This is a genomic window from Streptomyces sp. NPDC001617, assembly GCF_053596855.1.
The window spans coordinates 13,217-37,153 of record NZ_JBSFHA010000105.1; the positions used below are offsets into that span (position 1 = coordinate 13,217).

A 23,937-nucleotide genomic window follows, 5' to 3' on the forward strand; every position below is an offset into this window, starting at 1 on the left:
GCATCGGGTGTGGTGTGTGAGATTGTCGAGAGTTGCGACAGCCCTTTCTAAAACCTATGTACGAAGTGCCGAACAGGACGTGGAGGTGGTGAGTTGAAGGCCCGGCCCTTATGGTGCGGGCGACTCGGTGCCGGGCTGGGAGGGAGGGCCGCGGATGCGTGTTCCCGTCGTGCAGCACAGCAGCCGGCGGCGGTCGGTCCGGCGGCGGCGTGCGCTGTGGACCGGGGGCGAGGCGCTGGTCACGGTCGGGGTGGTGCTGCTGCTTCTCGTCGTGCATCAGCTGTGGTGGACGAACCGGGAGGCCAAGCGGGGGGCCGAGCGCAAGGTGGAGGCGCTGGAGCGGGAGTGGGGGAAGGGGGGCTCCGGCGGGGGCGGGGGGTCGGACAGGGACTCGGATACGGCCGTCCCGTCGCCGTCGCCCGGCAGCAGCGGAGCCACCGGCACCCGTACGCGCCGACAGACCACCACCGCCCGGCAGTCCGGCCCCTCCTGGTCCCAGGCCTACGCCGTCATCACCATCCCCCGGCTCGGCCTCCGCGCCCCCGTCGCGGAGGGCGTCAGCAAGCAGAACGTGCTGAACAAGGGGTACGTCGGCCACTACATCGGCACCCAACAGCCGGGCCAGGCGGGCAACTTCGCCCTCGCGGGGCACCGGAACACCCACGGGGAGCCCTTCCGGTACATCAACCGGCTGCGGGCGAAGGACGTCGTCGAGGTGGAGACCAGAAACGCGACCTACACCTACGTCGTCGACAAGACGCTGCCGCAGACCTCGTCGCGCGACTCGGGGGTCGTACGGCCGATCCCGCGCTCGATCGTCAAGCCGTCGTACGGGTACAGCGAGCCGGGGTACTACATCACGCTCACCACGTGCACTCCGGAGTTCACGTCCAGGTATCGGCTGGTGGTGTGGGGGAAGCTGGTGTCGATGCGGCCCCGGAGTTGAGGGGCCCGACCGGCGGTCTACGCCCGCTCCCGCAACCCCACCACGGCCACGCCCGCCAGCAGTGCCAGGCCCGCCGACACCCACAGGGCGATGTTCGCGCCGTGGCCCAGGCCGCCGTGGGAGGACGTGACGATGGCGATCGTCAGGGCGACGCCGGCGCAGGAGCCGATGTAGCGGAAGGTCTGCTGGGCGCCGGAGCCCATGGCCGCTCGGGTCGGCGGGACCGACTCGACCGAGAGGAGGGGGAGGGCGGCGTTGAGTAGGCCACTGCCGATTCCGCCCAGGATCAGTCCGGGCAGGAGGCGTTGCCAGGAGCCCGAGTCGATCGCGCCCAGCATCGTGAGGACGCCGGCCGCGTGCAGGGCGAAGCCGACGGCCAGTTGGTGGCGGGGCGATACACGGCCGGCCAGGCGCTTGGCCTGCAGGGCCACCGTGAAGGACAGGCCCGACCAGAGCAGGAACAGCCACGCCGTGTCCATCGGGGTCAGGCCCAGCACCTGCTGGAACAGGACCGGCAGGAAGCTGAAGAGGCCGATCACCGCGAGGCCCGTGAACAGGCCGCCGGCGGACGAGGCCAGGAAGCCCGGGCGGCGCAGCAGACTCAGGTCGATCATGGGGGTCGGGGTGCGGAGTTCCACCAGGGCGAAGACGGCGATCAGCACCACGGTCGCCAGGAACAGCAGGCCCACCTCCGCGCGCAGCCAGCCGTCGCGGCCCAGTGTCAGGGCGGCGACCAGGGAGACCAGTGCCAGGCCGAAGGTCAGCGCGCCCAGGATGTCGGGGCGGCCGCCCCTCGGTGAGCGGGACTCGGTCAACGTACGCGTCGACAGGGCCGCCACCAGCAACGCGGCCCCGCCCAGGACGGCGTACGCCACCCGCCAGTCCGGCATCGCACCCGCCAGCAGCGGCCCCGCCGCGATACCGCCGCTGACGAAGGCGCCCCACACGCCGGTCGCGTGCAGGCGGCCGCGCGGGGTCGGGAAGGCGTGCACCAGCAGGCCCAGGCTGCTGGCGAGGATCGCCGCGCTCGCCGCGCCCTGGGCTATGCGGGCCAGTGTGAACTGGAGGGTGGAGGAGGCCAGCGCGCCGAGGGCCGTGGTGAGGCCGAGGGTGAGGGTGCCGGCGAGGAAGATCCGGCGGCGGCCGTAGTCGTCGGCCAGGCTGCCGGCGACCAGGAGGACGGCGGCGAGGCCGAGCGGGGTTCCGTTGATCAGCCACGCCTGTGCGGACAGCGGGGTGTGCAGGGCGAGGGCGGTGTCGCGGAGGGTGACGACCGGCGCGGTGTACGTCATCAGCGTCACGGCGGTCGCCGCGCTGGTCAGGGCCAAGGTGAGGCGTGGATGGGGAGGTGCTTCGGGGTGAGGGGCCGGCTTGGTGTGCGGCGCCTGGACTTCCGTCATGGTTCGTTCATTGAACCTAGTCATGTCCCGAACCGTACCACCGTAGGTTCGGTCATTGAACCAACCGGCGGAAAATAGTTACAGTGGACGCATGGCACTGGGCAAGGACTACGCGACACAGGAGTGCTCCATCGCCCGCGCGCTGGAGATCATCGGCGAGCGCTGGACCCTCCTCGTCATCCGCGACGCCCTCTACGGCGTCCGCCGCTACAACGACTTCCTGGTCCACCTGGGCATCCCGCGCGCGGTCCTCGCCGCCCGCCTCCAGACGCTGACCGCGGAGGGAATCCTCGACAGGCGCCGCTACCAGGAGTCGCCGCCGCGCGACGAGTACGTCATCACCGACCGCGGCATCGCCCTGTGGCCGACGGTGCGCTCGCTCGGTCTGTGGGGCCGCGAGCACTTCAGCGAGACCCAGCTGCGCCACTTCCGGCACGCCGCCTGCGGCACCGAACTCGGCCCGTACGGCGAATGCGGCGCCTGCGGAACTCTCGTACCGGTCGGGGACGTTGTCATGGAACCGGGACCGGGCCTGAACCCGGACCCGGCGGACCCGGTGAGCCGTGCGTTGCTCAAGCCGAAGCGCCTGCTGGAGCCGCTTGTGGTCGATCCGGTCGAGTAGGCGTACGAGACAGGCGTACGGGAGGGGGGTCGGCCGATGACGCGCGTTCCGCGTCCTGCCGTGGCGCTGCTGCTTCTGCTGGCCGGTGTCGCCCTGCTCGACACCGGCACCCTCACCGCCACCGTCGCCCTCGCCGCGACCGCCGCGGCCGGGGCCGCGCTCGCCGCCTGTGCCCTGGTCGCCGCGCGTCGCGTGCCGGCCGTGCCGCCGACGCGGGTGCGTACGGCGATACGGGACCGGGCCCGCCGTACGGCCTTCCTGCCGCAGCGCGACCCCGACGCCAAGGGGCGCACCCGGCCCCGAGCCCCCGGACGCGCCCTCCCGGCGACCGTCGCGTAGGGCACGTATCCCCATCGGCCCTCGCGCGGGTCGTCATGCCGTCACGACCCCACACATCCGGCATGACCCTCGGAGGGTTCACCCATGTCTGTCTTTGCCGTCTTCGCCGATCTCGTCGGGCATCTGGCCGACCTGCTCCAGCCGCTGTTCGGCGCCACCGCGGCGGCGGCCGCGATCGTCCTGTTCACCGCTCTCGTACGACTGCTCGTCCACCCCCTGTCCAGGGCCGCCGCGCGGGGCCAGAAGGCCCGGGCCGCGCTCCAGCCGAAGATCGCCGAGCTGCGGGCCCGGCACAAGGACGACCCGAAGAAGCTCCAGCAGGCCGTGCTGGAGCTGCACGCCGAGGAGAAGGTGTCGCCGGTGTCCGGGTGCCTGCCGGGGCTGCTGCAGCTGCCGGCGTTCTTTCTCCTCTACCACCTGTTCTCCAGCGCGAGCATCGGCGGGGAGAGCAACAGCCTGCTCGCTCATCAGCTGTTCGCGGCGCCGCTGGGCGGGCGGTGGACGGACGCGCTCACCGGCGGTGGGGTGTTCGGGGGAGCGGGGCTGGTGTACGTCGGGCTGTTCGCCGTCGTCCTGGTGGTCGCGAGCCTCAACTACCGGCGAACCAGGCGGATGATGGCCGACAGCGCCGTCCCGGAACAGCCCGGTGGGGTGGGTGCGGTCGGCAAGGTCATGCCGTTCATGTCCTTCTTCACCCTCTTCACCGTGGCGGTGGTGCCGCTGGCGGCGGCGCTGTACCTGGTGACCAGTACGGCCTGGAGCGCCGTGGAGCGAGCGGTGCTCCACTCCTGATCGGTCCTGCGGGCGGTCCAGTCCGTGAACCGGGTATTGCGGACTGGACGACGACCTTGGAGGATCGACCAGTCATCCGATGGCTGCACCCGTCGGAGGACCGCCCGCGATCGAGGGAGATAGTGATCATGAAGCTGCTGCGAGTCGGTACGGCGGGAGCGGAGACGCCCGCGCTGCTGGACGCCGAGGGAGTGCTGCGGGACCTCTCCGGTGTCGTGGCCGACATCGACGGGGCGCTGCTCGCCGACGACGCGGCGCTCGGCCGGGTCCGGGCCGCCGCCGAGTCCGGTGGGCTGCCCGTGCTGGACGCCGCCGGCCTCCGGGTCGGACCGCCCCTCGCACGGATCGGCAAGATCGTGTGCATCGGGCTGAACTACCACGACCACGCGCGCGAGACCGGGGCCGAGCCGCCCGCCGAGCCGGTGATCTTCTTCAAGGCGGCCGACACGGTCGTCGGGCCGCACGACACGGTGCTCGTCCCCCGCGGGTCGGCGAAGACCGACTGGGAGGTCGAGCTGGCGGTCGTCATCGGCCGTACGGCGCGGTACGTCGAGTCGGCTGAGGCCGCGCTCGGGCATGTCGCCGGGTACGCGGTGGCGCACGACGTGTCCGAGCGGGAGTTCCAGATCGAACGCGGCGGCACCTGGGACAAGGGCAAGAACTGCGAGACGTTCAACCCGCTCGGGCCGTGGCTGGTGACGGCCGACGAGGTCGCCGACCCGCAGAACCTGTCGCTGAAGCTGTGGGTCAACGGGGAGCTGAAGCAGAACGGCACGACGGCCGAGCAGATCTTCCCGGTGGCGGAAGTCGTGCGCTACGTCAGCCAGTTCATGACCCTGTACCCGGGTGACGTCATCAACACCGGTACGCCGGCCGGGGTCGCCCTGGGGCAGCCCGAGCCGAAGCCGTTCCTGCGGGCCGGGGACGTGGTGGAGCTGGAGATCGACGGGCTGGGGCGCCAGCGGCAGGAACTCAAGGACGCGTAGCCCGTGTTCGGGCGCCTCCGCCTCAAGGGCGCCCGACCGCACGGAAGTTGATTTGTGAGGGTCCTTGGCAATTGCCCGCTGCACGGGTATTGCCAGGGGCCGCGCCGAGGCTTCACCCTCGCGGCATGTCACAACGGGGAGCACCGGACGCGCGGTCCCTGCCGACGCTGCGTCTCGGTGGACATGTGTCGACGTCGGAGGTGGATCCGGCCCTGGTGGGCATGGTCTCCTTCGGACTGCTGAGAGAGGCCGTCCTCGTCGATCTCGCGCAGGCGGAGTCGTTCGACGTCATCGCCCTCCAGCAGCTGCTGTCGGCGATGGCGGCCCGCCGGCGGTCGGGACACGGGACACGATTACGCCTGCCGGTGGCCGCGGCGGCACGGCATCAGCTGCGGCTCTGGCGGTTTCCCGATGCCGTCTCCGCCGTCACCCGCACGCCCTTCCACCACGTCGTCCTGGCCGAGGACCACGCCTACTTCGGCGAGGAGTGGCCGGCCGACCCCGCCGACGAGGGCTCGCACAGCCCGCGTGCCTCGGTGCACGCCTACCTCAGCGCCCAGCACTGCTTCGGCCTGCGCCCCTACCTGCTGACCGACGCGGGCACCCGGCAGCGGATGCTCCCCGACGAGGTCTCCCGCTGGGGTGGGCACGCCCTGACGCGCCTGCTGGAGAGCGTCCTGGCGGGGCCCGCCGCCGATGTCCTGCGGGTACTCGTGCAGGAGCTGGTCTCGGGCGTCCTGCAGCGGTCCCACGCGAGCGTCGCGGTCGTCGGAGCCCAGCTCGAACTGCCCGGCACCCCGGACGGCACCGGCCTGCTCACCATCAGCGAATGGGACGACGGCGATCTGCAGCCGTACTGGTTGCGGAAGGTCATAGGGACCGGACCGCTCGGGCGGGACGTGTTCCGAGTGCACCGCGGCGGGCGGCACGTCGAGACGTACGACGCCCGGCGCAAGCCGCTGTCAGACACCGACGACGCCGAGCTGGTCCTGGCGAGCCTGGTGACGAGCAGTCCGTACGACCTCGACCCCTCGGGCGGAGGGCGGGGGAGCCACCGCATGTACAGCCTCTACAAGAGCGTCGTCGACACCTTCCAGGGCGTACTGCGCATCGACTCCGGACGGCACCGGCTGGAGGTCTCCGCGGACCCGCGCGGCGGCCCCTCCTCGTACCGGGTCGATCTCAGGTCCGGGCCCGAACTCCCCGACCAGCAGGGCTGTCTGCTCTCCGCGCGGCTGCCGGTGCGCGATGTCTGAGGCCACCGTGACCGTCACCGCCCGGAAGATCGCCGTGGGCCGGGACATCCCCGAATCGATCTCCGCCGAGCGCGCGGAGCTGTACCGCTGGCTGGGCGAGCAGCTCGCGGGGTCCTCCGGGTCGGAACCGACGGCCGAGGAGACCGTCTACATCACCCCGGAGGAGCTCAGCTCCCCGGCCCCGGATCCACGCTCCTATCTCCGCAGGTACCTCCCGGCCGGGGACGGGCCGCAGCTGCTGATCGTCGACCTGGCGGAGAACCCGTACCACCTGCTGGGCGAGCCGTTGCTGTTCAACGTCGCCCGGCTGACCTGCGGATGGCACAAGGCCGCCGCCGACCGCTCCCTGGTCGTCATGCTGCCCCGGCTCCCGCCGGCCAGCTCCGGGTTCTGGCTCGAACTGCGCTCGCTGGACGGCACCACGCGCGGCACCGCCCGTCTGATCGTGCTGGCCAACGACGGACAGTGCGAGGCCGTCCGCGGCGACACCCCCGACGCGGCGTTCACCACCGGCTACCGGGACCGTCAGGCGCGCTCCGAGCCCGAGGAGTCCCCGCTGTCGGCGAAGGTCGTCCGCAAGCTCGGTCACTACGGCGTCTCGGGGCACGGTGCCCCGCGCTGCCGCCGGTACTTCTTCGACGTCGAGAACGCCGTCCCCGAGATCGGCCGGCTCGCCGACGACTGGCTGACCCGGGTCATCGAACCCCGGGTCCCCGACCCGGCGCGGCTGTTCCTGGTCAGCAGGGACCGCCAGATGGGCCTGCACGAGGCGATCGCGGGCATCGCCGCCGCCCGGGGCTGCCGCTTCGGCCGTCTCGACCCCGAGGGCCGTATCCACGACGCCACCGGCATGCACCCGCTGGACCCGGACGACATCGACGAGACGGTCGTGCCGTTCTTCTCCGTCGTCGACCGCACCTCCACCTACGAGAACGTCATCCGCGCCCTGCACGCCCAGGGAGTCGCCCTCGCGCCCCGCGCCTGGGCCGTGATGATCACCAGTTCGCGGTCCGGGCTGACGCTGGCGAAGTCGCCGGTCCCCCTGCGCGGGGCGATGGTGTGCGATCGGCAGACCAGGCTCCGGGAGGAGTGCGAGCAGTGCGCCATCGGCCTGCCGCACACCGACCCCCTGCGCGAGGGCCACGCCCTGCGCAGCTACGACGTCTGGGACGTCTTCCTGGCCTCCGCCTGGGGCTCCGAGCGGATCACCCCGCTGCCCTCGGGACACCGGTTCCACTACGCGCCCGACCTCAAGGCGGTGTTCGACGAACACGGCGGCTGGGTGGCCCGAAAGGTCATGGCGCTGCTGGACGCGCTGGGCTTCCCCTCGGGTGTGGTCATCGTCTGCCCCGACGAGGCCCCCATCCGCTCCGTCGTGGACCGGCTGGCCACCCTCATGGACGACCGGCCGACGGTGATCCGTATCCCGAGCGAGGTCCTGGACCACCGCACCACCCTCGACGCCGAGGAGCGCGCGAAACACCTGCGCGAGACGCAGAGCCATCTGTGGCGGCGGCAGCTGCGCCACCTGAGCGACCGGGGCGGCAAGGTGGTGATCCTCGACGAGTTCCGGGCCTCCGGCACCACGGCCCGGACCATGCGCGGCATCCTGAAGCTGCACGGCATCGAACCCCGCGCGCTCGTCCCGATCATCGACTTCTCCGAGGCGGGCGACCTCGACGGACTGCCCGTCCACCCGCTCTACCGGATCCGGGCGGCGAGGAGCGGCGGATGACGGACACCTCGTACGACGGCCCGGTCGGCGAACTCGACGTCTGGTCCGAGGAGAGCGCCGAGGACGCCTGCCGCACCCTCGTCCACCTGCTGTACAGCAGACGGGAGCACTGGGAGCCCAGGGACGCCACCCCCGACGGCCGCGGGCACATGAAACGCAGCCTGCTGATCGCCGACTACGCTCGCAAGTCCCTGGGCCTGCCCGAGGAACGCAAGGCTCAGCTCGACCGGATGGTCATCGAGTCCTTCCTCCCCGACAACCCGTCCGTGCCGTGGCGGGGCGTGCCCGTCCCGGCCGTGGAGCCCGTACGCGCCGACATCGGCGTCGTGACCGTCATCCGTGAGGAACTCGACGCCGTTCTCGCGGTGTTCGGCCTGGACGGCACCGTCTTCGAGACCTCCGAGGACGGCCAGCGCTTCTACACCGCCGAGATCGCCAACCGCAATCTGCCCGCGAGACGTCTGACGGTCGTCGTCACGGTGGCCGGACAGGCCGGGCAGGTGCATGTGGGCGGACCCGTCCACGCTCTCGTCGAACGCTTCGCGCCGCGCGCCGTCTTCCTCCTGGGCACCGCGGCCGGCGTCCGCGACAAGGTCAAACTCGGGGACGTCGTGGTCAGCGACCGCGTCCTGTACTACGAGCCGGGCCGCTTGGCCGCCCCGGACGTGTGGCAGCCGCGCCCCGAGAGCGAACAGGGCCGCCATGCCTTCAGATACGGGCTCTTCTACTACGACCCCTGCGGCCCGGACTTCCGGACGAGGGTGACCGAGTTCGTCGACGGCCTGCCCGGCCACCGGCGCCCGAAACGGCTGGCCCCGGGACACGTGCCCGAGGTGCACACGGTCCACGCGACGATCGCCACCGGCGAGAAGGTCCTCCGGGACGGCAGGTCCCTGCCCGAACTCCGGGACCGTCACGACGAGACGATCCGCGCGGCCGACATGGAGTCCTACGGCTTCGTCAAGGCCGTCGGCGACCGGCGCTGGCTGATCTTCCGCGGCATCAGCGACTACGGCGACACCCGTCAGTCCCCGGAGTGGAAGTTCCTGTCCTCGGCGTTCGCGGCCCTGTCGCTGCAGGACTTCCTGCGGACGGGCTACGAGCCCCCGGGTCTGGACCGTCTGTGAGGCGCACGCTCAGCCGAGCAGCTCCGCCAGCCTCCGCCACCCGTGCCGGGGAAGGGAGTCCCGCGCGCCGTCCTCGATCAGCTGGAGCGCCACATGGTCCGCGCCCGCGTCGAGGAACTCCGTGACGCGGGCCCGGATCGTGTCCTCGGTGCCCCACGCGAACACCGCGTCCACCAGCCGGTCGCTGCCCCCGTCCGTCAGGTCCTCCTCGGTGAAGCCGTTGCGGAGGAAGTTGTTGGTGTAGTTCGGGAGGGCGAGGTACAGGGCCAGGGTGGAGCGGGCCAGGGCGCGGGCCCGGGCCGGGTCCGTTTCCAGGACCACCTTCAACTCGGGGGCCAGCAGCGGGGATTCGCCGAGGACCTCGCGGGCCCCGGCCGTCTGCTCGGCGTTGACCAGATACGGGACCGAGCCCGCCGAGCGGTCGCGGGCCAGCTCCAGGCTCCGCGGGCCCAGGGCGGCCAGCACCCGGCGGTCCGCGGGGACACCGGCCTCGTCGAGGGCGTCGAGGTAGGCGACCAGGGCCGAGTACGGGCGGCGGTACTGCTCCGCGATCCTGGCGTGGCTGACGCCGAGGCCCAGGACGAAGCGCCCCGGGTGGGCCGACTCCACCTCGGCGAAGCCCGCCGCGCTCTCGGCCGCCTCGTACTGCCAGATGGACTGGATGCTGGTGCCGACGGTGAGCTTCGAGGTCGCTGCCAGCAGAGGTACGGCGTGATGTGCCGCGCTGCTGCCGCCCAGCCAGACGGCGCCGAAGCCGAGCTCCTCCAACTCGGCGGCGGCCTCGGCGAGTTCGGTGCGCCGCGCGGGGTCCTCCGCGCGTAGGCCCACGCTCCAGATGCCATGGCGGCCGACGGACTGCTTCAGGGCGTCACTCACGGGCTCGGTTCCCTCCGGTCGGTGTGCTCTACAGCGGTGCCAACCGGAGGGAGCCTCGGGAAAGTCCCGGAAGACGTGCATCTCGCGAGCGGGTTCAGCGCTTCGCCAGGAACTCCTCCAGCGCCTCCACCACGAACCGGTGGTCCTGCAGCTGCGGCAGCCCGCTCACCGTCACCGCGCCGACCACGCCGACGCCCTCCACGGTGATCGGGAAGGAGCCGCCGTGGGCCGCGTACTCGTCGGGGTCGAGGCGCGAGGAGTCCTCGAAGGTCGTGCCCTTCGCACGGAAGCGGGCGCCGACCAGGTAGGAGGCCTCGCCGTAGCGCTCGACGACCCGCCGCTTGCGGTTGATCCAGGCGTCGTTGTCCGGGGCGGAGCCGGGCAGGGCGGCATGGAAGAGCTGTTGGCCCGCACGGTGGATGTCGATGGCGACCGGCGCCTGACGCTCACGGGCCAGGTCGACCAGGAGCGAACCCAGCGCCCAGGCGTCCTCGTACGTGAACTGGCGGAAGACCAGGCGCCGTTCCTGTGCCTCCAGTTCCTCCAGCGGGGGAGTGATCTCCGGGTGGAACTTCGGGGTGATCCCGGTGTTGTGCGTCACAGCGTCACCGCCACTCCGTCATGGGCCGAACGGCGGGCCGCCTCGAGCACGTCGAGGGCGGCGGCCGCCTCCAGAGCGGTCACCGGGTTGGGACCGTCGTCGTTGAGGGCCCTGGTCACGGCCGCATAGTACGCGGGGTAGTCGCCGGGGAGGGTGGGGACGGGCGTGCCGCCTCCGGTGAGGGGCGACTCGCCGGCTCCGATACGGCCCCACTCCGACTCGGGCTCCAGACCCCACTCCCCGCCGGGGCGCTCGCCCTCCCGCAGGGCCGCCTCCTGCGGGTCGAGGCCGTACTTCACATAGCCCGCCTTCGAGCCCAGCACCCGGAAGCGCGGGCCGAGTTGGGCGGCCGTCGCGGAGGCGTAGAGGTGGGAGCGGACGCCGCCGGTGTGGGTGAGGGCGATGAAGGTGTCGTCGTCGGTCTCGGCGCCGGGGCGGCGGACGACCGACTCGGCGTAGACGGTGGTGACCGGGCCGAAGAGGGTCAGGGCCTGGTCGACGACATGGCTGCCGAGGTCGTAGAGGAGACCTCCGATCTCTGCCGGGTCGCCGGACTCGCGCCAGCCGCCCTTGGGCTGCGGGCGCCACCGCTCGAAGCGGGACTCGAAGCGCCATACCTCGCCCAACTCGCCCTCGGCGAGCAGCTTGCGCAGGGTCAGGAAGTCGTTGTCCCAGCGGCGGTTCTGGAAGACGGAGAGGAGCAGGCCGCGCTCCTCGGCGAGGGCGGCGAGCGCGCGGGCCTCGGCGGCGGTGCCGGCGACCGGCTTGTCGACGACGACCGGGAGACCTGCCTTCAGGGCGGTGGTGGCGAGCGGGACGTGCGTCTTGTTGGGCGACGCGACGACGACGAGGTCGAGGTCGTCGGCGCGGTCGAACAGCTCGTCGGGGGTGGCGGCGAGACGGACGTCCGGGAACTCGGCGCGGGCCTGCTCCTGCCGCTCCGGGTTCGAGGTGACCACCGTGTCGAGGACCAGGCCCTCGGTGGCGGCGATCAGCGGGGCGTGGAAGACGGAGCCCGCGAGCCCGAAGCCGACGAGGCCGACGCGGCGGGGAGTGGCAGTCGTACCAGTCATGCTCCCCACTTTGGCAACGGTGTTGCCAAAGTGCAAGCTCCGGAGAGAATGGAGACGTGAACCTCCTCGCCCTGCGCAGCCACAACACCGCGCTCGTCCTGGACCTGCTGCGCGCCGCCGGAGGCACCGGCATCAGCCGGCTCGAACTCGCCGAGCGCACCGGGCTGACCCCCCAGGCCGTCAGCAAGATCATCGCCCGGCTGCGGGCCGACGGGCTCGCGGCGGAGGCGGGGCGCCGGGCGTCGACGGGCGGGAAGCCGCGGACGGTACTGCGGCTGGTCCCGGAGGCGGGGCACGCGGTCGGCGTGCATCTGGACCGGGACGGGCTGCGGGCGGTGCTGGTGGATCTGACGGGGGCCGTGGTGGGGGAGCGGCGGGCCTCGGTGGATCTGGTGGTGGGCGCGGAGGCCGTGGTGGAGGCGGTCGCGGTGGCGGTGGCGGAGCTGGTGGACGCGGGGCTGCGGGGAGAGGGGCCGGTGCACGGTGGGTCGGGTCGAGCGGCTTCCGGAGCATCGGAGACCGCCGGGCCTACCACGGAGGCCGCGCCCTCCACGGCCGTGCCCTCCACCGCCGTGCCCTCCACCGCCGCTCCCTCCGCCACCGCGCCCTCCACCGCCGCTCCCTCCACGGCCGCTCCCTCCGGAGACCGCGCGCCCAGTGCGTCTCCTGTCGCAGGTCTCGCAGGCTCTCGCGTCTCGGCTTCGTCCGGAGATCGCGCGCCCAGTGCGTCTCCCGCGGGCGGTCTCGCAAGCTCACTCGCCTCGGCTTCCTCCGCGGATCGTGCGCCCAGTGCGTCTCCTGCCGGAGATCTCGCCGCCTCTCTCGTCTCCGCGCCCTCCGCGGATCGTGCGCCCAGTGCGTCTCCTGCCGGAGATCTCGCCGCCTCTCTCGTCTCCGCGCCCTCCGCGGATCGTGCGCCCACCGCACCCCCGGCCGTCTCTCCCGCCTCCGCTCCCTCCGCGGGCCTCACGCCCCCGGCGCCCCTCTCGGCGCCCCCCGCCGCGCCTCTCGGCTCCGCTCCCTCCCTCCTCGGTGTCGGCATCGCCCTCCCCGGGCCCCTCGACCACACCCACGGCATCCTGCACCGCGTCACCGGATTCCCCGAGTGGGACGGCTTCCCGCTGCGGGACGTCCTCGCGGGCCGTCTCGGTGTTCCCGTCGTCGTCGACAAGGACACCAACGCGGCCGCGTTGGGGCTGGCGGTCGGCGGTGAGGGAGGCTCCTTCGCGTATCTGCATGCCGGTACGGGGCTCGGGGCCGGACTCGTCATCGGGGGTGCCGTGCATCGGGGGGCCCGCACCGGGGCCGGGGAGTTCGGACACCAGGTCGTGCAGTTGGACGGGCCGCTCTGCGGCTGTGGCAACCGGGGGTGTGTCGAGGCGCTGTGCCTGGCCGCCGTGGCCCGCGGTGACCTCGCCGAGGCCGCCCGTGTGCTCGGGGTCGGCGCCGGCAACCTCGTCGCCCTGCTCGACGTCGACCTCGTCCTGCTCGGCGGCCGTGCCGTCGCCACCGCGCCGGAGGCGTTCGTACGGGGTGTGGCCGCCGTGCTCGACGAACGGGCCCGGCGCGCGGGCGAGGAGCCCGTCCCGGTGCGGGTCGCCTCGGGCGGCGTCGCCGAGGGGGCGGCGCAGCTGGTGCTGGGGCCGGTCTTCGGACGTACCGACGGCTGAGGTACGTCCGCGTGGGCTGATCGAGGGGACTTGGGACGCCGCACGGAGCGGCGTCGCCGGTCCCGCGCCCGCACCCGGCATGGTCATGTGTTCATGCGACTGCCCACGCCCCTGTCCCTCTGCCTCGCAGCGGCCGCCGCTCTCCTCCTCACCCCGGTCCCCGCGTCGGCCACCCCCGTCCCCACCTGCTCCGAAGGCGACCGCTTCCCCCTCACCACCCGCATCCACGACGCCCCCGACGCCTACGCGGCCGGCGGCGGATACCGCACCTGGTATCTGGATCTCACCAACACCACCACCCGCACCTGCACGGCCATCCACCCGGTCGTCGTCCTCGTCGACGGGAAACGGGCGCTGAAACCCGCCCAGCCGCGCCTCGAGTTCTACGACGGCACCCGCCTCCACCCCGTCCGCTTCCAGCCCACCGACGAGGCCGAACTCGTCGGCCCCTTCGACGACGGCTTCCCGGGCTTCACCGTCGGCCCCGGCAGGACCCTCACCGTCACGGTCCGTCTCGCCTTCACCTCGGACGCCGTACCGAACGAGGTCACCGCCAACGCGGCCGTCGTCCAGCGGCGCGCGGACGACGGCGACTGGATCGGCCAATCCGGCGACTACCGCTTCCGCATCGGGGACGACCAGTCCCCCGAGGCCGGTACGGGTACGGGTACGGGCACGGCACCGCCCCACCGCGACCAGGGGGGCCTCCCCTTCGCCGACGAGCTCGCCCGGACGGGCCTCCAGACCCCCGGCGGAGCCCTCGCCGCCACCGCCACCCTCCTCCTCGCCACCGGCGGCGCGCTGCTGCTCGCCCGGCGCCGGCGCGGACGCCGCTGAGCTCGCCCATTCCCTCAAGATCCGGCCACTGTTTAGGCTGGGGGCGACGCAGCACCGCGTACATGCGTACGGCAGGAGATCCCGCACATGGCAGAACGCAGGCCCATCGAGTCGTGGCTCACCGACATGGACGGTGTGCTCATCCACGAGGGCATACCGATCCCCGGCGCTGACGCCTTCCTGAAGAAGCTGCGCGAGTCCGGCAGGCCCTTCCTGGTCCTCACCAACAACTCGATCTACACCCCGCGCGACCTGCACGCCCGGCTGCGCCGCATGGGCCTGGACGTGCCGGTCGAGTCCATCTGGACCTCGGCGCTGGCGACCGCCCAGTTCCTGGACGACCAGCGGCCGGGCGGCAGCGCCTATGTCATCGGCGAGGCGGGGCTCACGACCGCCCTGCACGACATCGGCTACATCCTCACCGACCACGAGCCGGACTACGTCGTCCTCGGCGAGACCCGGACGTACTCCTTCGAGGCCATGACCCAGGCGGTACGGCTGATCAACAACGGCGCCCGTTTCATCGCCACCAACCCTGACGAGACCGGCCCGTCCACCGAGGGCCCGCTCCCGGCGACCGGTGCCGTGGCCGCGCTGATCACCAAGGCGACCGGCAGGAAGCCGTACTTCGCGGGCAAGCCCAACCCGCTGATGATGCGGACGGGCCTGAACGCCATCGGGGCGCACTCCGAGACCAGCGCGATGATCGGCGACCGCATGGACACCGATGTGCTGGCGGGCATGGAGGCCGGGATGCAGACGTTCCTGGTGCTGACCGGGCTGACGCGGCCGGAGCAGGTCGAGGACTTCCCGTACCGGCCGTCGCACATCGTGGACTCGATCGCGGATCTCGTCGACCTCGTCTGACCGGGACCGAAACCTTTCCGAACCCGTATGGAGCAGTGCGGGCCCCGCTGAGGATGCGGGGCCCGCACTGCCGGGGCAGTCTCCAGTTGTCTGGAGGTTTCACGATGGGCTCACTACGCCTCACTCTCTGCGCAGGGCTCCTGGGTGCCTGCGCACTCACCCCGGCGGCTCACGCGGCGGACGGGGGCGGTGGCAGTGTCTCGGTGACCCCGACGTCCCCCGCCGCCGGCGCCGATGTCGCGCTGCGGGTGACCGGCTGCTCCGGCAGGACGGCCACCGCCGTCTCCACGGCGTTCGTCGCGGACGCGCATCTCGCGGGCACCGCCGGGACGCTCGCCGGGGAGACCCAGGTCCGCTCCACCGCGGAGCCCGGCTCCTACGACGTGAAGATCACCTGCGCCGACTTCGAGATCAAGGGCAGGATCACCGTCATGGCGCAGGGCTCGCAGTCCTCGGCCCCCACCGCCTCTCCCGTCGCCCCCGTCCACGCGGGCGGCGGAGGCACCGCCCACTTCGCCTCCGTGGACATCCGCTCCGCCGGCCCCGGTACGGCCCAGGCGGTGACGGGGCTGGTGCTCGCCGGTGTCGCCGCGGTCGCCGTAGCGCTGCTGGGCGGTCGGCGGAGACGCGGGACGGACTGACCGGGGCATGGCGGACCACGAGCGTCCCTCCCCCTCCGGCCGGCTGCTGACGGGCCTCGCCTGGGCCGTGCTGCTGCTCGGGCTGTGGCTGTGGGGGAGGGAGGTCACCGACGTACGGCAGGGGATATCCGCCCCGGCCACCGGGGACATGGCGGCCGTCGGCCGGCCGCCGGATGCGGAACTTCCGCCCGCGGCAAGGCCGTTGAAGGACGCCCTGCCGCAGCGGCTCGACATTCCCGACCTCGGTGTGCAGGCGCCGGTCGTGGCGCGGGGGCTGGACCGGCAGGGGGCGATCGATCCGCCGCCGTTCGACCAGGCGGGCGTGGTGGGGTGGTACGCGTCCGGCGCGAAGCCCGGAGCCGCCGGGCCCGCGCTCATGGTGGGGCACGTCGACACCGAGACCCGGCCCGCCGTCTTCTACAAACTCAGCGCCCTCAGACCCGGTGAGACGATCCGTGTCATCCGGGACGACGCCAAGGTCGCCGAGTTCACGGTCGACGATGTGCAAGTCCTCAGCCGCGACCGCTTCGACCCCCAACAGGCCTACGGACAGCGCCAGTCGGGCCGTGCCGAGCTGCGGCTGATCACCTGCGGCGGCACCTTCGACCGGGCCAGCCGCAGCTACACGGCGAACGTGGTCGTGTCCGCGTACCTGACCGGCAGCGGGCTGTGAGAGCCGCCCGGCCTCCGACCGGGTTCCGGGAACCACCGGGCACCTGGCCCGGTCGACGGCCCGCTCCCCCCAAAGCCGCCGACCGGGCTGGTCCTCAACCGCGCGCGCACGGGCTGCGGGAGTAACCCGGCGACGGGCACGGGAGGCTGTCCGACCGGGGGCTCGGGCCGTCTGAGCCCACCCTAGAACGGATGAGCGCCTGAGCCTAGAGGCTGTTTGACGCCAGGTTCCGCTACGGTAGCTCTCCGTCATATGCCCTGCATGTCGAGGCCGCCACCAGGCTTCGGCCCCGCTTCTGAGCGGGTTCCACGGGGCTCTACCGCGGCTCCTGGGGCGGTCCCGGCGCTTCCCGGCGCAGCTCGGCGTCGTCCGCGACCAGCGTGATCACCGACTGCGCGACCTGGTCCAGGGGCAGTCGGCGCCGGCGTGCCAAGGAACGCAGCGCGACGAAGGCGTGGTCCGCCGGGACCTGCCAGCGCTCGGCGAGCATGCCCTTCGCCTGTTCGATACGGACCCTGCTGGACAGCGCCTGCTGCAACTGGCCCGTCACGGTACGGCAGTGGACGTAGGTGAAGTGGTTGCGCAGTCCGACGGCGCCGGCGTCGGCGAGCAGCGGGGCGAGCCGGAGGTCGGTGCCGCCGCCGGTGGGCGGCTCGTCCTCGGGCAGGGTGGGCACGAACACATTGAGCGCGCCGAGCAGTTGGCCGTGCCGGCGCAGGGGCACGGCGTAGGTGGTGACGACGTCGTGCCTGAGTGCCCCGCTCCGTGAACTCGGGCCAGCGGGACGCCGCCCGGGCCGCCCGGATCGAGACCGGCGCGACCGGCCGCCCGGAGGCGAGACTGTCCAGGCAGGGACCGCCGTCGTGCTGGGCCTGCAACAGCTCCAGCGCCATCTCCTCGTGGTCGCTGCACCCCGCGAGCGAGACGTTCTGCCCTCCGTCGAGGTACATCACCCCGGCCGCCTGCGCGGCCGGCAACTCCACGCACCGGTCCGCGAGCCGTCGCAGATACCGCACGGCGTCGAAGCCGTCGACGACGGTGTCCCCCGCCTCCACCAGTGCCGCCGCGAGCCGGAGTTCCCTGGTGGTGTGGTGCATGGCCGCGCGCCTCCCCATCCCGGGCCGCCCGCCCCCGTGCAGACCTGCGCCTCCCCCCACCATCCGTGCTGTAACAGCTCGCCGACAAGGCTCGGGCGGCCTCGTGGGCGGTGCGGGCCGTATGCCAGGATTGAGACTTGGACCGTGGCACCCAAGGGGGAGTTGGATGTACGGCATGAGGGGGGCTGGGTCGCTTCTTGCCTTCGGGACGGGCGTGCGGGCTTCCGCGATGGTGCTGGGGGTGGCACTGCTGGTCGCGGGATGTTCCTCGTCGGGCGACCAGGACAAGGACGCCGGCGCGAAGATCACCCAACAGCCCAAGGAGAGCGATCCGTTCTGGGTCAACCCGGACGGCAACGCGGCCCGCCAGGTCGCCGCGTACGCCAAGTCCGGCAAGGACGGCGACGCCGAGCAGATCCGCAAGATCGCCGAGCAGCCGACCGGCGAGTGGATCGGCCCGGAGAACCCCGAGCAGGAGGCCCAGGGCTTCACCGAGGCCGCCGACAAGGCCGGCCGCACGGCCCTGCTCGTCCTCTACAACATCCCGCACCGCGACTGCGGCCAGTACTCCCAGGGCGGCGCCGCGGACGGCGACACCTACCGCACCTGGATCGACGGCGTGGCCCAGGGCATCGCCGACCGCCCGACGATGGTCATCCTCGAACCCGACGCCGTACTCCACCTGGTGGACGGCTGCACCCCGTCCGACTTCCAGGAGGAGCGCTACGCCCTCCTCAACTACGCCATCACCAAGCTCAAGTCCCTCAAGTCCACCAAGGTCTACCTGGACGCGGGCAACGCCGGCTGGAGCCACCCCGACCAGATCTCCCAGCCCCTCACCCGAGCGGGCATCGCCCAGGCCGACGGCTTCTCGGTCAACGTCTCCAACTTCTACTCCACCAAGGCCTCCATCGCCTACGGCAAGCAGCTCTCCGCCAAGGTGGGCAACAAACACTTCGTCATCGACACCAGCCGCAACGGCAACGGCCCGTACACGGGCGGGAAACCCGACGCGAACTGGTGCAACCCGCCGGGGCGGGCGCTGGGGGAGACCCCGACCACGAAAACGGCTGACCCGCTGGTGGACGCGTACCTGTGGGTGAAGAGGCCGGGAGAGTCGGACGGCACCTGCAAGGGCGGCCCGAAGGCAGGCGATTGGTGGCCGACCTACGCTCTGAAACTGGCGAAGGCATCAACGCCCTAGGGGCGCGGGGAACTGCGCGACCAGCCACAGCGCACCCGCACCCCACCACGCACCCGCGGGAGCGCTACGGCACCTTCACCCACTGCGCCTTGCTCGGCGTCCCCTGATCGTCGTCCACGAACAGCATGTACCAACCGGACTGCACCAGATTCCGATTCTTCGGCACCGTCACCGTGATCTTGTTCCCGGACGTCTTGAAGTCCAGCGCGATCGACCGCTGATCCACATCCGTGACATGCGTCGACGCGCTGGGCCGGATCAACCGCGCCTTCTTGATCGCCGAGGCCTGCGGAGACGTGAACGTCCCCGTCCCACCCCGAGCGATCGTCTGCGTGCCCCCCGACAACGTCGGCCGTGAATCCCGGTACAGATAGGGCGGCGTATAGATCTCGATCCGCTGCTCGAAGAACCCCGGCTTGGTGTTGGCCTTGTCCGCGTAGAGCGGGTTGGACCCGAAGAACATCACCCGTCCGTCGGGCAGCAGGATCGACCCGGAGTGGTAGTCCCGGCCCACCAGCGGATCGGCCACCTTGTCGAACGTGTTGCTGCCCGGGTGGTAGATCCGTGCCTGCTTGATGTCCGAGGCACCGCGCCCCCGGTAGTCCTCCGACCCGCCCGACACCAGCACCGTGTCGTCGGGCAGGATCGAGGACTGCGGATACCGCGTCCCCTTCTCCAGCGAAGGCCCGTCCACGAACTTCGGGTTCTTGTCCTTGAAGTCGATCAGCCGCGTCTTCTTGCTGGACAGCTTGGACTCGCCGACCCCGCCGCCCCCGATCACGATGTACTTCTCGTCCTGCGCCGGAGGCAACAGCACGGTCCCGGCCGTCTCCATGATCTTGGGATCGCTCAGCCCGGACAGCTTGGTGAACTGGTTGGTGCCGACATCCCAGATACCGGGATCACGACCGACGTTGTCCGGCCCGTACCCCGCGTTCGCACCCGAGTAGAAGATCTTCCCGTTCTGCATCAGGAACAGCGCCGGGTACGTCGGGAACTGCCGGAGCTTCTTGGTGTACGTCCACTTCTTGGTCGCCGGATCGAAGATCTCGTTCTTGCCCGGCACCAACTGCCCGATGTCGTCGAGCCCGGAGACGCTGAGGATCTTGCCGTCCGACAGAGTCGTCAGCGTCGGGTACCAGCGGGCCTCGTTCATCGGGTCGACCTTGATGTACTTCTCGGCGACCGGATCGAACTCGTAGGCGTTCCTGATCCCCTGGAAGTCCTTCTTGTCGAGCGCGAGCTTCTGCGCGATGCCGTACGTGTTGCGCGCGTCGACGCCGGTCAGGCCCTGGATCCGGTAGTTGTCCTGGGTGCCGGTCTCGTACTTGGTGCCCTTCTTCTGCGCCTCGACATAGATCCGGCCGAGCCCGGGGTCGTTGCGCAGGAACTTGCCCGTCGCCGTGTCGAAGACCTTCTTGGCGCGCGGCACCAGCACCGGGTCCTTGGAGACGAACGTCTTGCCGTTCTCCTTGCCGGTGAACTTGGTGCCCGCCGGCAGTGTGATCGGCTTGTCCGGGTTCTCGTTGTGGACGACCATCAGGCCGCCCGCCTTGGTGACGTCGCCCTTCAGCGTCTCGTACCGCTTGGTGCCGCCCGCGATCAGGATGTTGCCGTTGGCCAGCTGGGTGTGCCCGGTGCAGAACAGGTCGGCCGGTGTGGGCACCTTCTTGATGGTGCCCCTGACCGGGTCCCAGATCCGCGAGTCGAACTTCTTCGCGTTGAAGTTGTCCTGGTTGTTGCCGGACCCCGCGATCAGCAGCACTTTCCCGGTGTGCAGCAGCGCCGCGTGGATGGTGTCCTGGCGGTACTCCTTGGGGAACTCGACGATCTGCCAGTGACCGTTGTCCGCCTTGTACTCGGGTCTGTTGATCTTGTACTCGTGGTACTTCTCCGTCCCGAAGCGGTACAGCCACGGACCGTTCATCCCGGCCAGCGCGAGCACCACCGCCGTACCGATCGCGAGCCTGCGAGCACGGCGGCGGCCTGCACGGTCGTTCATTCCTTACGTCCCCCAAATCCACCGAGTGCGATCTGCATCGTCTGGTCGTTGCCCGCGCCCTCGTTCGAGGCGGCCCAGCTGGGCTTCTGGGCGGTGCCATGGGCCGGCGTGTGCTGCCCCGGCAGCGGCCGCGGCTGGTACGGCACGGAGAGCGGCGCGTCCTGCGGCTCCTCGTACACCGGCGCGGGCGGCTCCTTCTTCGCCTTCCGCAGCGTGTACCGCCAGGCGAAGATCGGCGACGCGGTGATCAGCAGGGCGAAGGTCGCCCAGACGATCATCGCCGGGTGCGAGTGCCCCAGCGTGACACCGGCGGCGATGGAGCCGCCGAAGACCAGGATGAAGAACAGGTGGATACGGAAGGTCCCGAACAGCGTGTCCGGGCTGGCCGAGTCGCCCTTGGGCGTCACCACGAACTTGCTCTTGCGGCGCAGCACGGCGTCCATGAGGGAGCGGGCGTAGATCGGCGCGGAGAGGGCCGACATCACCATGCCCGCCACACCGCCGGAGCCCTCGGGCTCGTGCGGGGAGACGTTGTGCCGACGGTTCCAGATGTAGAGGCCGATCTGCAGCGCGGAGGCGTTGCCGTACAGCATCAGCCAGACCGTCGGGTCGATGTTCACACCCGAGGCGCCCAGGCCCAGGAACAGCGCACAACTCAGCGCCGCCAGGATCCAGTTGAGGGCCGACATCGGGTAGAAGATGATCATCATCGTGTAGTTGAAGAGCTTGCCCGGGGGCAGCGAGAACCAGCCCTTCCAGTACTGCTTGAGGATCGTCTCGTACGTCCCCCGCGACCACCGCAGCTGCTGGGTGAAGAAGTCCGTCCAGGCGCCCGGACCCTCGCCCACCGCGAGCACGTCCGGCGTGTACACCGAGCGCCACTTCTTGCCCGTCGCCGGGTTCTTGTGCCGGTGGATCTCGAAGCCGGTCGCCATGTCCTCGGTGATCGAGTCGTACAGACCGCCGATCTGCTTGAGTGCCTTGATCCGTACGGCGTTCGACGTACCCACGAACATCGGGGCGCCGTAGAAGTTTCCGGCCCGCTGGATGAGGGCGTGGAACAGGAACTGCTGCGACTCCGCCGCCTTGGTGATGGGGTTGTCGTAGTTTCCGTACACCTGCGGGCCGATGACGAAGCCGACGTCCGGGTCGCGGAAGAAACCGAGCATCCGCTCCAGGTAGTTGGGCAGCGGGACGTGGTCGGTGTCGACCGAGGCGAAGTAGTCGTAGTCGTCGCCGTGCGCCGCGAGCCACGAGTTGTAGTTTCCGTGCTTGGTCTTCGCGCGGAACGGGCCCTTCTTCTGGTTCCAGCCCTCGACTCCCTTGCGGGAGAAGTGGTGGACGCCGAGCCGCTCGCAGACCGCCTTGACCTCGTCGTCGTCACCCTCGTCCAGGAGCCAGACGTGCAGAAGGCCCCGGTGACGCAGCCGGACGGCCGCCTCCAGGGTCTTCGTCACCATCTCCAGGGGTTCCTTGCCGGGCACGTACGTCGTGATGAACGCGACTCTCGTGCCGGTCTCCGGGACCACCGGGATGGGGTCGCGGGCGACCAGTGTGGCGTGCGCGTTCGACAGCACGTTCATGCAGCGGAAGAACTCGATCAGACCGATCGAGACGAGCATCACGATGTCGAGCGCCGGCAGGAAGCTGAAGGCGGGATACTCGCGCTCGGTCCAGTGCTGCGGCTGCATCAGCCAGGCCAGCAGGATCAGCGAGAGCAGCGGCGCCGCGCCCAGCATCAGGGCGGCGCGGACGCGGTGCGGCTCCTGCGAGAGCAGCGAGCGGTACTGCACTTTGTAGGGCTTGTTCGGGTCGGGCTGGGTGAGGGGGCCCGCCAGCCGGCTGTAGTGCTCGTAGTCGTATCTCGGCAGGGTTTTCTTGATCCGGCGGAACTGGCCTGTGGTGCTGTTGCGGTGCTGCGAAGGCACCCTCAGCTGTGCGGTTTCGGACGGGTCGAAGTTATGCCGGGCGCCCGTCGGCGTCGACGTCATGAGTCATCCCCCCACACGCGGGACACACCCGCGTGTTGTGTCGGTTCCTTCCGCCTGCGGCCGAGTCCCCCTCGACTTCCACTCCACAGACGTATCAGTGACCGGCCGCAGTCACCACACTTTCCACACCCAGAGACATGGAACCGCGACCTTCCGGTTGCATGATGCCCCCCTCGGCATCCGCGCGTGAACGGGGCCCCCTAACCCCGCAGATCCGGCAACCGCTTACTAGTCCCCCAACTACCGCGTATCCGCAGTATCTTGAAAAACAGGGTTCTACGGCGTCCATCATGATCGCAAGATGCGAAACGCGGTGTTTACCGGTCATACGCGTTCATTGTGGCGCGTGTGGGGGTCCTGTGGACCAGTTGTGGACAGTCGGACGCGAATGTTGCCGAAGTGCTCCCTTATGGCCTCCTCCGCCCGTGCCGAGTCGCCGGACCGCACCGCGTCGAGGATGTCCCGGTGCTGCCGGCTGGTGACCCGGTGGTCGGGCGGCGCGCCGCCCAGGTCCGTCTGCACCCGGTGGAAGGCGTCCCAGAACGCCTCCAGGACCTCGCCCAGCAACACGTTGTCCAGCCCCCGGTAGAGGGTGGCGTGAAAGGCGCGGTCGGTGTCCGCGAGGCCCGCGCCTCCTCGCGCGGCCTGCTCTTCCATACGGCTCACGAGTGCGTCGAGTTCAACGAGGTCCCGTTCCGGAATCCGCCCCGCCAGCCGTGAGATCAGCCCCGTCTCCACGGCCTCGCGCAGCTCCAGCAGCTGGAGCAGGGAGTCCTCACCCCGGTAGTGCCCGGCGACCGTACGGAACGCGAGCCCCTCGATCATCGGTGCCAGCGTCATCGGGCCGACATACGTCCCGAACCCGTGCCGGATCTCCACGATCCCCATCGCCTGCAGCGCCTTGAGCGCCTCGCGCACCGAGTTCCGGCTCGCGCCGAGGTACCCCATCAGCTCGGGCTCGGTCGGCAGCGACGCCCCGGGGGGCAACCTGCGGTCGATGATGAGCTTCTTGATCCGCTCTTGAAGGTCACGGGCTGCCATGGCCAGAGAGTATCCGGCCAAACACACCGAAGGCCCTCGCTTGAACGAGGGGGCTGCGCCGGCGCAGGTGGCGTCCCGCCAGGTGGTGTAGGGGATCAAGGCACCGGAATCCGCAGGTCGGAGCTGGTGGCCCCGCCGGCTTGGGCGTTCACCCGGCTTCA

22 protein-coding genes and 1 pseudogene are annotated in these 23,937 nt (G+C 70.9%); 15 read left to right on the top strand and 8 right to left on the bottom strand.

Going from position 1 to position 23,937, the window contains the following annotated elements; translation table 11 throughout:
* Window positions 1-154: 154 nt before the first annotated feature.
* On the top strand, window positions 155-946 hold the full coding sequence (locus ACWC09_RS45640; protein WP_450857366.1) for a class E sortase: 792 nt from the start codon (window positions 155-157) through the stop codon (window positions 944-946).
* Between the two features lie 17 nt (window positions 947-963).
* Here the strand turns inward: ACWC09_RS45640 and ACWC09_RS45645 are convergent, their stop codons facing one another.
* A complete protein-coding gene (locus ACWC09_RS45645) occupies window positions 964-2,346 on the bottom strand; it encodes an MFS transporter (RefSeq protein WP_450857368.1) in 1,383 nt (460 codons plus the stop codon).
* A 91-nt stretch (window positions 2,347-2,437) separates the two neighbouring features.
* Here ACWC09_RS45645 and ACWC09_RS45650 point away from each other — a divergent pair, with 91 nt between their 5' ends.
* The 7 genes from ACWC09_RS45650 to ACWC09_RS45680 all read left to right on the top strand — a co-directional run bounded on the left by ACWC09_RS45650 (window position 2,438) and on the right by ACWC09_RS45680 (window position 9,203).
* Window positions 2,438-2,968 (top strand): winged helix-turn-helix transcriptional regulator, encoded by a 531-nt coding sequence (locus ACWC09_RS45650; RefSeq protein ID WP_450857370.1) that lies wholly within the window; start codon window positions 2,438-2,440, stop codon window positions 2,966-2,968.
* 36 nt (window positions 2,969-3,004) lie between these two features.
* Window positions 3,005-3,307: a DUF6412 domain-containing protein gene (locus tag ACWC09_RS45655; RefSeq protein ID WP_450857371.1), complete on the top strand. Its 303-nt coding sequence runs from the start codon at window positions 3,005-3,007 to the stop codon at window positions 3,305-3,307.
* Between the two features lie 84 nt (window positions 3,308-3,391).
* Window positions 3,392-4,099: a YidC/Oxa1 family membrane protein insertase gene (locus tag ACWC09_RS45660; protein WP_450857373.1), complete on the top strand. Its 708-nt coding sequence runs from the start codon at window positions 3,392-3,394 to the stop codon at window positions 4,097-4,099.
* A gap of 128 nt (window positions 4,100-4,227) precedes the next feature.
* A complete protein-coding gene (locus ACWC09_RS45665; protein ID WP_450857375.1) occupies window positions 4,228-5,085 on the top strand; it encodes a fumarylacetoacetate hydrolase family protein in 858 nt (285 codons plus the stop codon).
* A gap of 125 nt (window positions 5,086-5,210) precedes the next feature.
* A complete protein-coding gene (locus ACWC09_RS45670; RefSeq protein ID WP_450857377.1) occupies window positions 5,211-6,341 on the top strand; it encodes a hypothetical protein in 1,131 nt (376 codons plus the stop codon).
* Window positions 6,334-8,076 (top strand): hypothetical protein, encoded by a 1,743-nt coding sequence (locus tag ACWC09_RS45675; RefSeq protein WP_450857379.1) that lies wholly within the window; start codon window positions 6,334-6,336, stop codon window positions 8,074-8,076. The genes ACWC09_RS45670 and ACWC09_RS45675 overlap by 8 nt, the downstream gene beginning before the upstream one ends.
* Window positions 8,073-9,203: a 5'-methylthioadenosine/S-adenosylhomocysteine nucleosidase family protein gene (locus tag ACWC09_RS45680; RefSeq protein WP_450857381.1), complete on the top strand. Its 1,131-nt coding sequence runs from the start codon at window positions 8,073-8,075 to the stop codon at window positions 9,201-9,203. Before ACWC09_RS45675 ends, ACWC09_RS45680 begins: the two co-directional genes overlap by 4 nt.
* 9 nt (window positions 9,204-9,212) lie before the next feature.
* On the opposite strand, the gene ACWC09_RS45685 is transcribed toward ACWC09_RS45680, so the two are convergent.
* From ACWC09_RS45685 to ACWC09_RS45695, 3 genes are all read right to left on the bottom strand, one after another.
* Window positions 9,213-10,079, bottom strand: coding sequence for an LLM class F420-dependent oxidoreductase (locus ACWC09_RS45685; RefSeq protein WP_450857383.1), 867 nt, complete (start codon window positions 10,077-10,079; stop codon window positions 9,213-9,215).
* A 94-nt stretch (window positions 10,080-10,173) separates the two neighbouring features.
* The gene (locus ACWC09_RS45690; RefSeq protein WP_450857385.1) at window positions 10,174-10,680 is read right to left on the bottom strand and encodes a heme-degrading domain-containing protein; all 507 of its coding nucleotides are present in this window, start codon (window positions 10,678-10,680) and stop codon (window positions 10,174-10,176) included.
* A complete protein-coding gene (locus ACWC09_RS45695) occupies window positions 10,677-11,753 on the bottom strand; it encodes a Gfo/Idh/MocA family protein (protein ID WP_450857386.1) in 1,077 nt (358 codons plus the stop codon). Before ACWC09_RS45695 ends, ACWC09_RS45690 begins: the two co-directional genes overlap by 4 nt.
* A 56-nt stretch (window positions 11,754-11,809) precedes the next feature.
* Here ACWC09_RS45695 and ACWC09_RS45700 point away from each other — a divergent pair.
* The 6 genes and pseudogenes from ACWC09_RS45700 to ACWC09_RS45725 all read left to right on the top strand — a co-directional run.
* Window positions 11,810-12,211 (top strand): annotated as a pseudogene (locus tag ACWC09_RS45700) (MarR family transcriptional regulator); the annotation flags it as partial.
* Between the two features lie 99 nt (window positions 12,212-12,310).
* Entirely contained in the window at window positions 12,311-13,423 is a 1,113-nt protein-coding gene (locus tag ACWC09_RS45705) for an ROK family protein (RefSeq protein WP_450857404.1), read from the top strand.
* Between the two features lie 93 nt (window positions 13,424-13,516).
* Window positions 13,517-14,260 carry a hypothetical protein gene (locus ACWC09_RS45710; RefSeq protein WP_450857388.1) on the top strand — a complete coding sequence of 248 codons (744 nt, stop codon included), beginning with the start codon at window positions 13,517-13,519 and terminating at the stop codon, window positions 14,258-14,260.
* Window positions 14,261-14,347: 87 nt separating this feature from the next.
* The gene (locus ACWC09_RS45715) at window positions 14,348-15,127 is read left to right on the top strand and encodes an HAD-IIA family hydrolase (RefSeq protein WP_450857390.1); all 780 of its coding nucleotides are present in this window, start codon (window positions 14,348-14,350) and stop codon (window positions 15,125-15,127) included.
* A 104-nt stretch (window positions 15,128-15,231) separates the two neighbouring features.
* Window positions 15,232-15,768 (top strand): hypothetical protein, encoded by a 537-nt coding sequence (locus ACWC09_RS45720; RefSeq protein WP_450857391.1) that lies wholly within the window; start codon window positions 15,232-15,234, stop codon window positions 15,766-15,768.
* 7 nt (window positions 15,769-15,775) lie between these two features.
* Window positions 15,776-16,441 (top strand): class F sortase, encoded by a 666-nt coding sequence (locus ACWC09_RS45725; protein WP_450857392.1) that lies wholly within the window; start codon window positions 15,776-15,778, stop codon window positions 16,439-16,441.
* A gap of 316 nt (window positions 16,442-16,757) precedes the next feature.
* Here the strand turns inward: ACWC09_RS45725 and ACWC09_RS45730 are convergent, their stop codons facing one another.
* Window positions 16,758-17,165: an ANTAR domain-containing protein gene (locus tag ACWC09_RS45730; protein ID WP_450857394.1), complete on the bottom strand. Its 408-nt coding sequence runs from the start codon at window positions 17,163-17,165 to the stop codon at window positions 16,758-16,760.
* 539 nt (window positions 17,166-17,704) lie between these two features.
* Between ACWC09_RS45730 and ACWC09_RS45735 the strand changes: the two genes are divergently transcribed.
* Window positions 17,705-18,742, top strand: a complete 1,038-nt coding sequence (locus ACWC09_RS45735) for a glycoside hydrolase family 6 protein (RefSeq protein WP_450857396.1) — start codon at window positions 17,705-17,707, stop codon at window positions 18,740-18,742.
* A gap of 64 nt (window positions 18,743-18,806) precedes the next feature.
* Here ACWC09_RS45735 and ACWC09_RS45740 read toward each other — a convergent pair whose 3' ends face one another.
* The 3 genes from ACWC09_RS45740 to ACWC09_RS45750 all read right to left on the bottom strand — a co-directional run bounded on the left by ACWC09_RS45740 (window position 18,807) and on the right by ACWC09_RS45750 (window position 23,776).
* A complete protein-coding gene (locus ACWC09_RS45740) occupies window positions 18,807-20,744 on the bottom strand; it encodes a galactose oxidase-like domain-containing protein (RefSeq protein WP_450857397.1) in 1,938 nt (645 codons plus the stop codon).
* Window positions 20,741-22,735, bottom strand: coding sequence for a glycosyltransferase family 2 protein (locus ACWC09_RS45745; RefSeq protein ID WP_450857399.1), 1,995 nt, complete (start codon window positions 22,733-22,735; stop codon window positions 20,741-20,743). The genes ACWC09_RS45740 and ACWC09_RS45745 overlap by 4 nt, the downstream gene beginning before the upstream one ends.
* Window positions 22,736-23,059: 324 nt before the next feature.
* Entirely contained in the window at window positions 23,060-23,776 is a 717-nt protein-coding gene (locus ACWC09_RS45750; RefSeq protein WP_450857400.1) for a FadR/GntR family transcriptional regulator, read from the bottom strand.
* Window positions 23,777-23,937: the final 161 nt, after the last annotated feature.

What these genes read in the sequence shown, in the direction of transcription:
- ACWC09_RS45720 (WP_450857391.1), top strand. Translation starts at nt 15,232, where the DNA reads ATGGGCTCACTACGCCTCACTCTCTGCGCAGGGCTCCTGGGTGCCTGC.
- ACWC09_RS45695 (WP_450857386.1), bottom strand. Translation starts at nt 11,753, where the DNA reads ATGACTGGTACGACTGCCACTCCCCGCCGCGTCGGCCTCGTCGGCTTC.
- ACWC09_RS45710 (WP_450857388.1), top strand. Translation starts at nt 13,517, where the DNA reads ATGCGACTGCCCACGCCCCTGTCCCTCTGCCTCGCAGCGGCCGCCGCT.
- ACWC09_RS45725 (WP_450857392.1), top strand. Translation starts at nt 15,776, where the DNA reads ATGGCGGACCACGAGCGTCCCTCCCCCTCCGGCCGGCTGCTGACGGGC.
- ACWC09_RS45640 (WP_450857366.1), top strand. Translation starts at nt 155, where the DNA reads ATGCGTGTTCCCGTCGTGCAGCACAGCAGCCGGCGGCGGTCGGTCCGG.
- ACWC09_RS45645 (WP_450857368.1), bottom strand. Translation starts at nt 2,346, where the DNA reads ATGACGGAAGTCCAGGCGCCGCACACCAAGCCGGCCCCTCACCCCGAA.
- ACWC09_RS45680 (WP_450857381.1), top strand. Translation starts at nt 8,073, where the DNA reads ATGACGGACACCTCGTACGACGGCCCGGTCGGCGAACTCGACGTCTGG.
- ACWC09_RS45715 (WP_450857390.1), top strand. Translation starts at nt 14,348, where the DNA reads ATGGCAGAACGCAGGCCCATCGAGTCGTGGCTCACCGACATGGACGGT.
- ACWC09_RS45650 (WP_450857370.1), top strand. Translation starts at nt 2,438, where the DNA reads ATGGCACTGGGCAAGGACTACGCGACACAGGAGTGCTCCATCGCCCGC.
- ACWC09_RS45675 (WP_450857379.1), top strand. Translation starts at nt 6,334, where the DNA reads ATGTCTGAGGCCACCGTGACCGTCACCGCCCGGAAGATCGCCGTGGGC.
- ACWC09_RS45660 (WP_450857373.1), top strand. Translation starts at nt 3,392, where the DNA reads ATGTCTGTCTTTGCCGTCTTCGCCGATCTCGTCGGGCATCTGGCCGAC.
- ACWC09_RS45735 (WP_450857396.1), top strand. Translation starts at nt 17,705, where the DNA reads ATGTACGGCATGAGGGGGGCTGGGTCGCTTCTTGCCTTCGGGACGGGC.
- ACWC09_RS45745 (WP_450857399.1), bottom strand. Translation starts at nt 22,735, where the DNA reads ATGACGTCGACGCCGACGGGCGCCCGGCATAACTTCGACCCGTCCGAA.
- ACWC09_RS45665 (WP_450857375.1), top strand. Translation starts at nt 4,228, where the DNA reads ATGAAGCTGCTGCGAGTCGGTACGGCGGGAGCGGAGACGCCCGCGCTG.
- ACWC09_RS45750 (WP_450857400.1), bottom strand. Translation starts at nt 23,776, where the DNA reads ATGGCAGCCCGTGACCTTCAAGAGCGGATCAAGAAGCTCATCATCGAC.
- ACWC09_RS45655 (WP_450857371.1), top strand. Translation starts at nt 3,005, where the DNA reads ATGACGCGCGTTCCGCGTCCTGCCGTGGCGCTGCTGCTTCTGCTGGCC.
- ACWC09_RS45740 (WP_450857397.1), bottom strand. Translation starts at nt 20,744, where the DNA reads ATGAACGACCGTGCAGGCCGCCGCCGTGCTCGCAGGCTCGCGATCGGT.
- ACWC09_RS45670 (WP_450857377.1), top strand. Translation starts at nt 5,211, where the DNA reads ATGTCACAACGGGGAGCACCGGACGCGCGGTCCCTGCCGACGCTGCGT.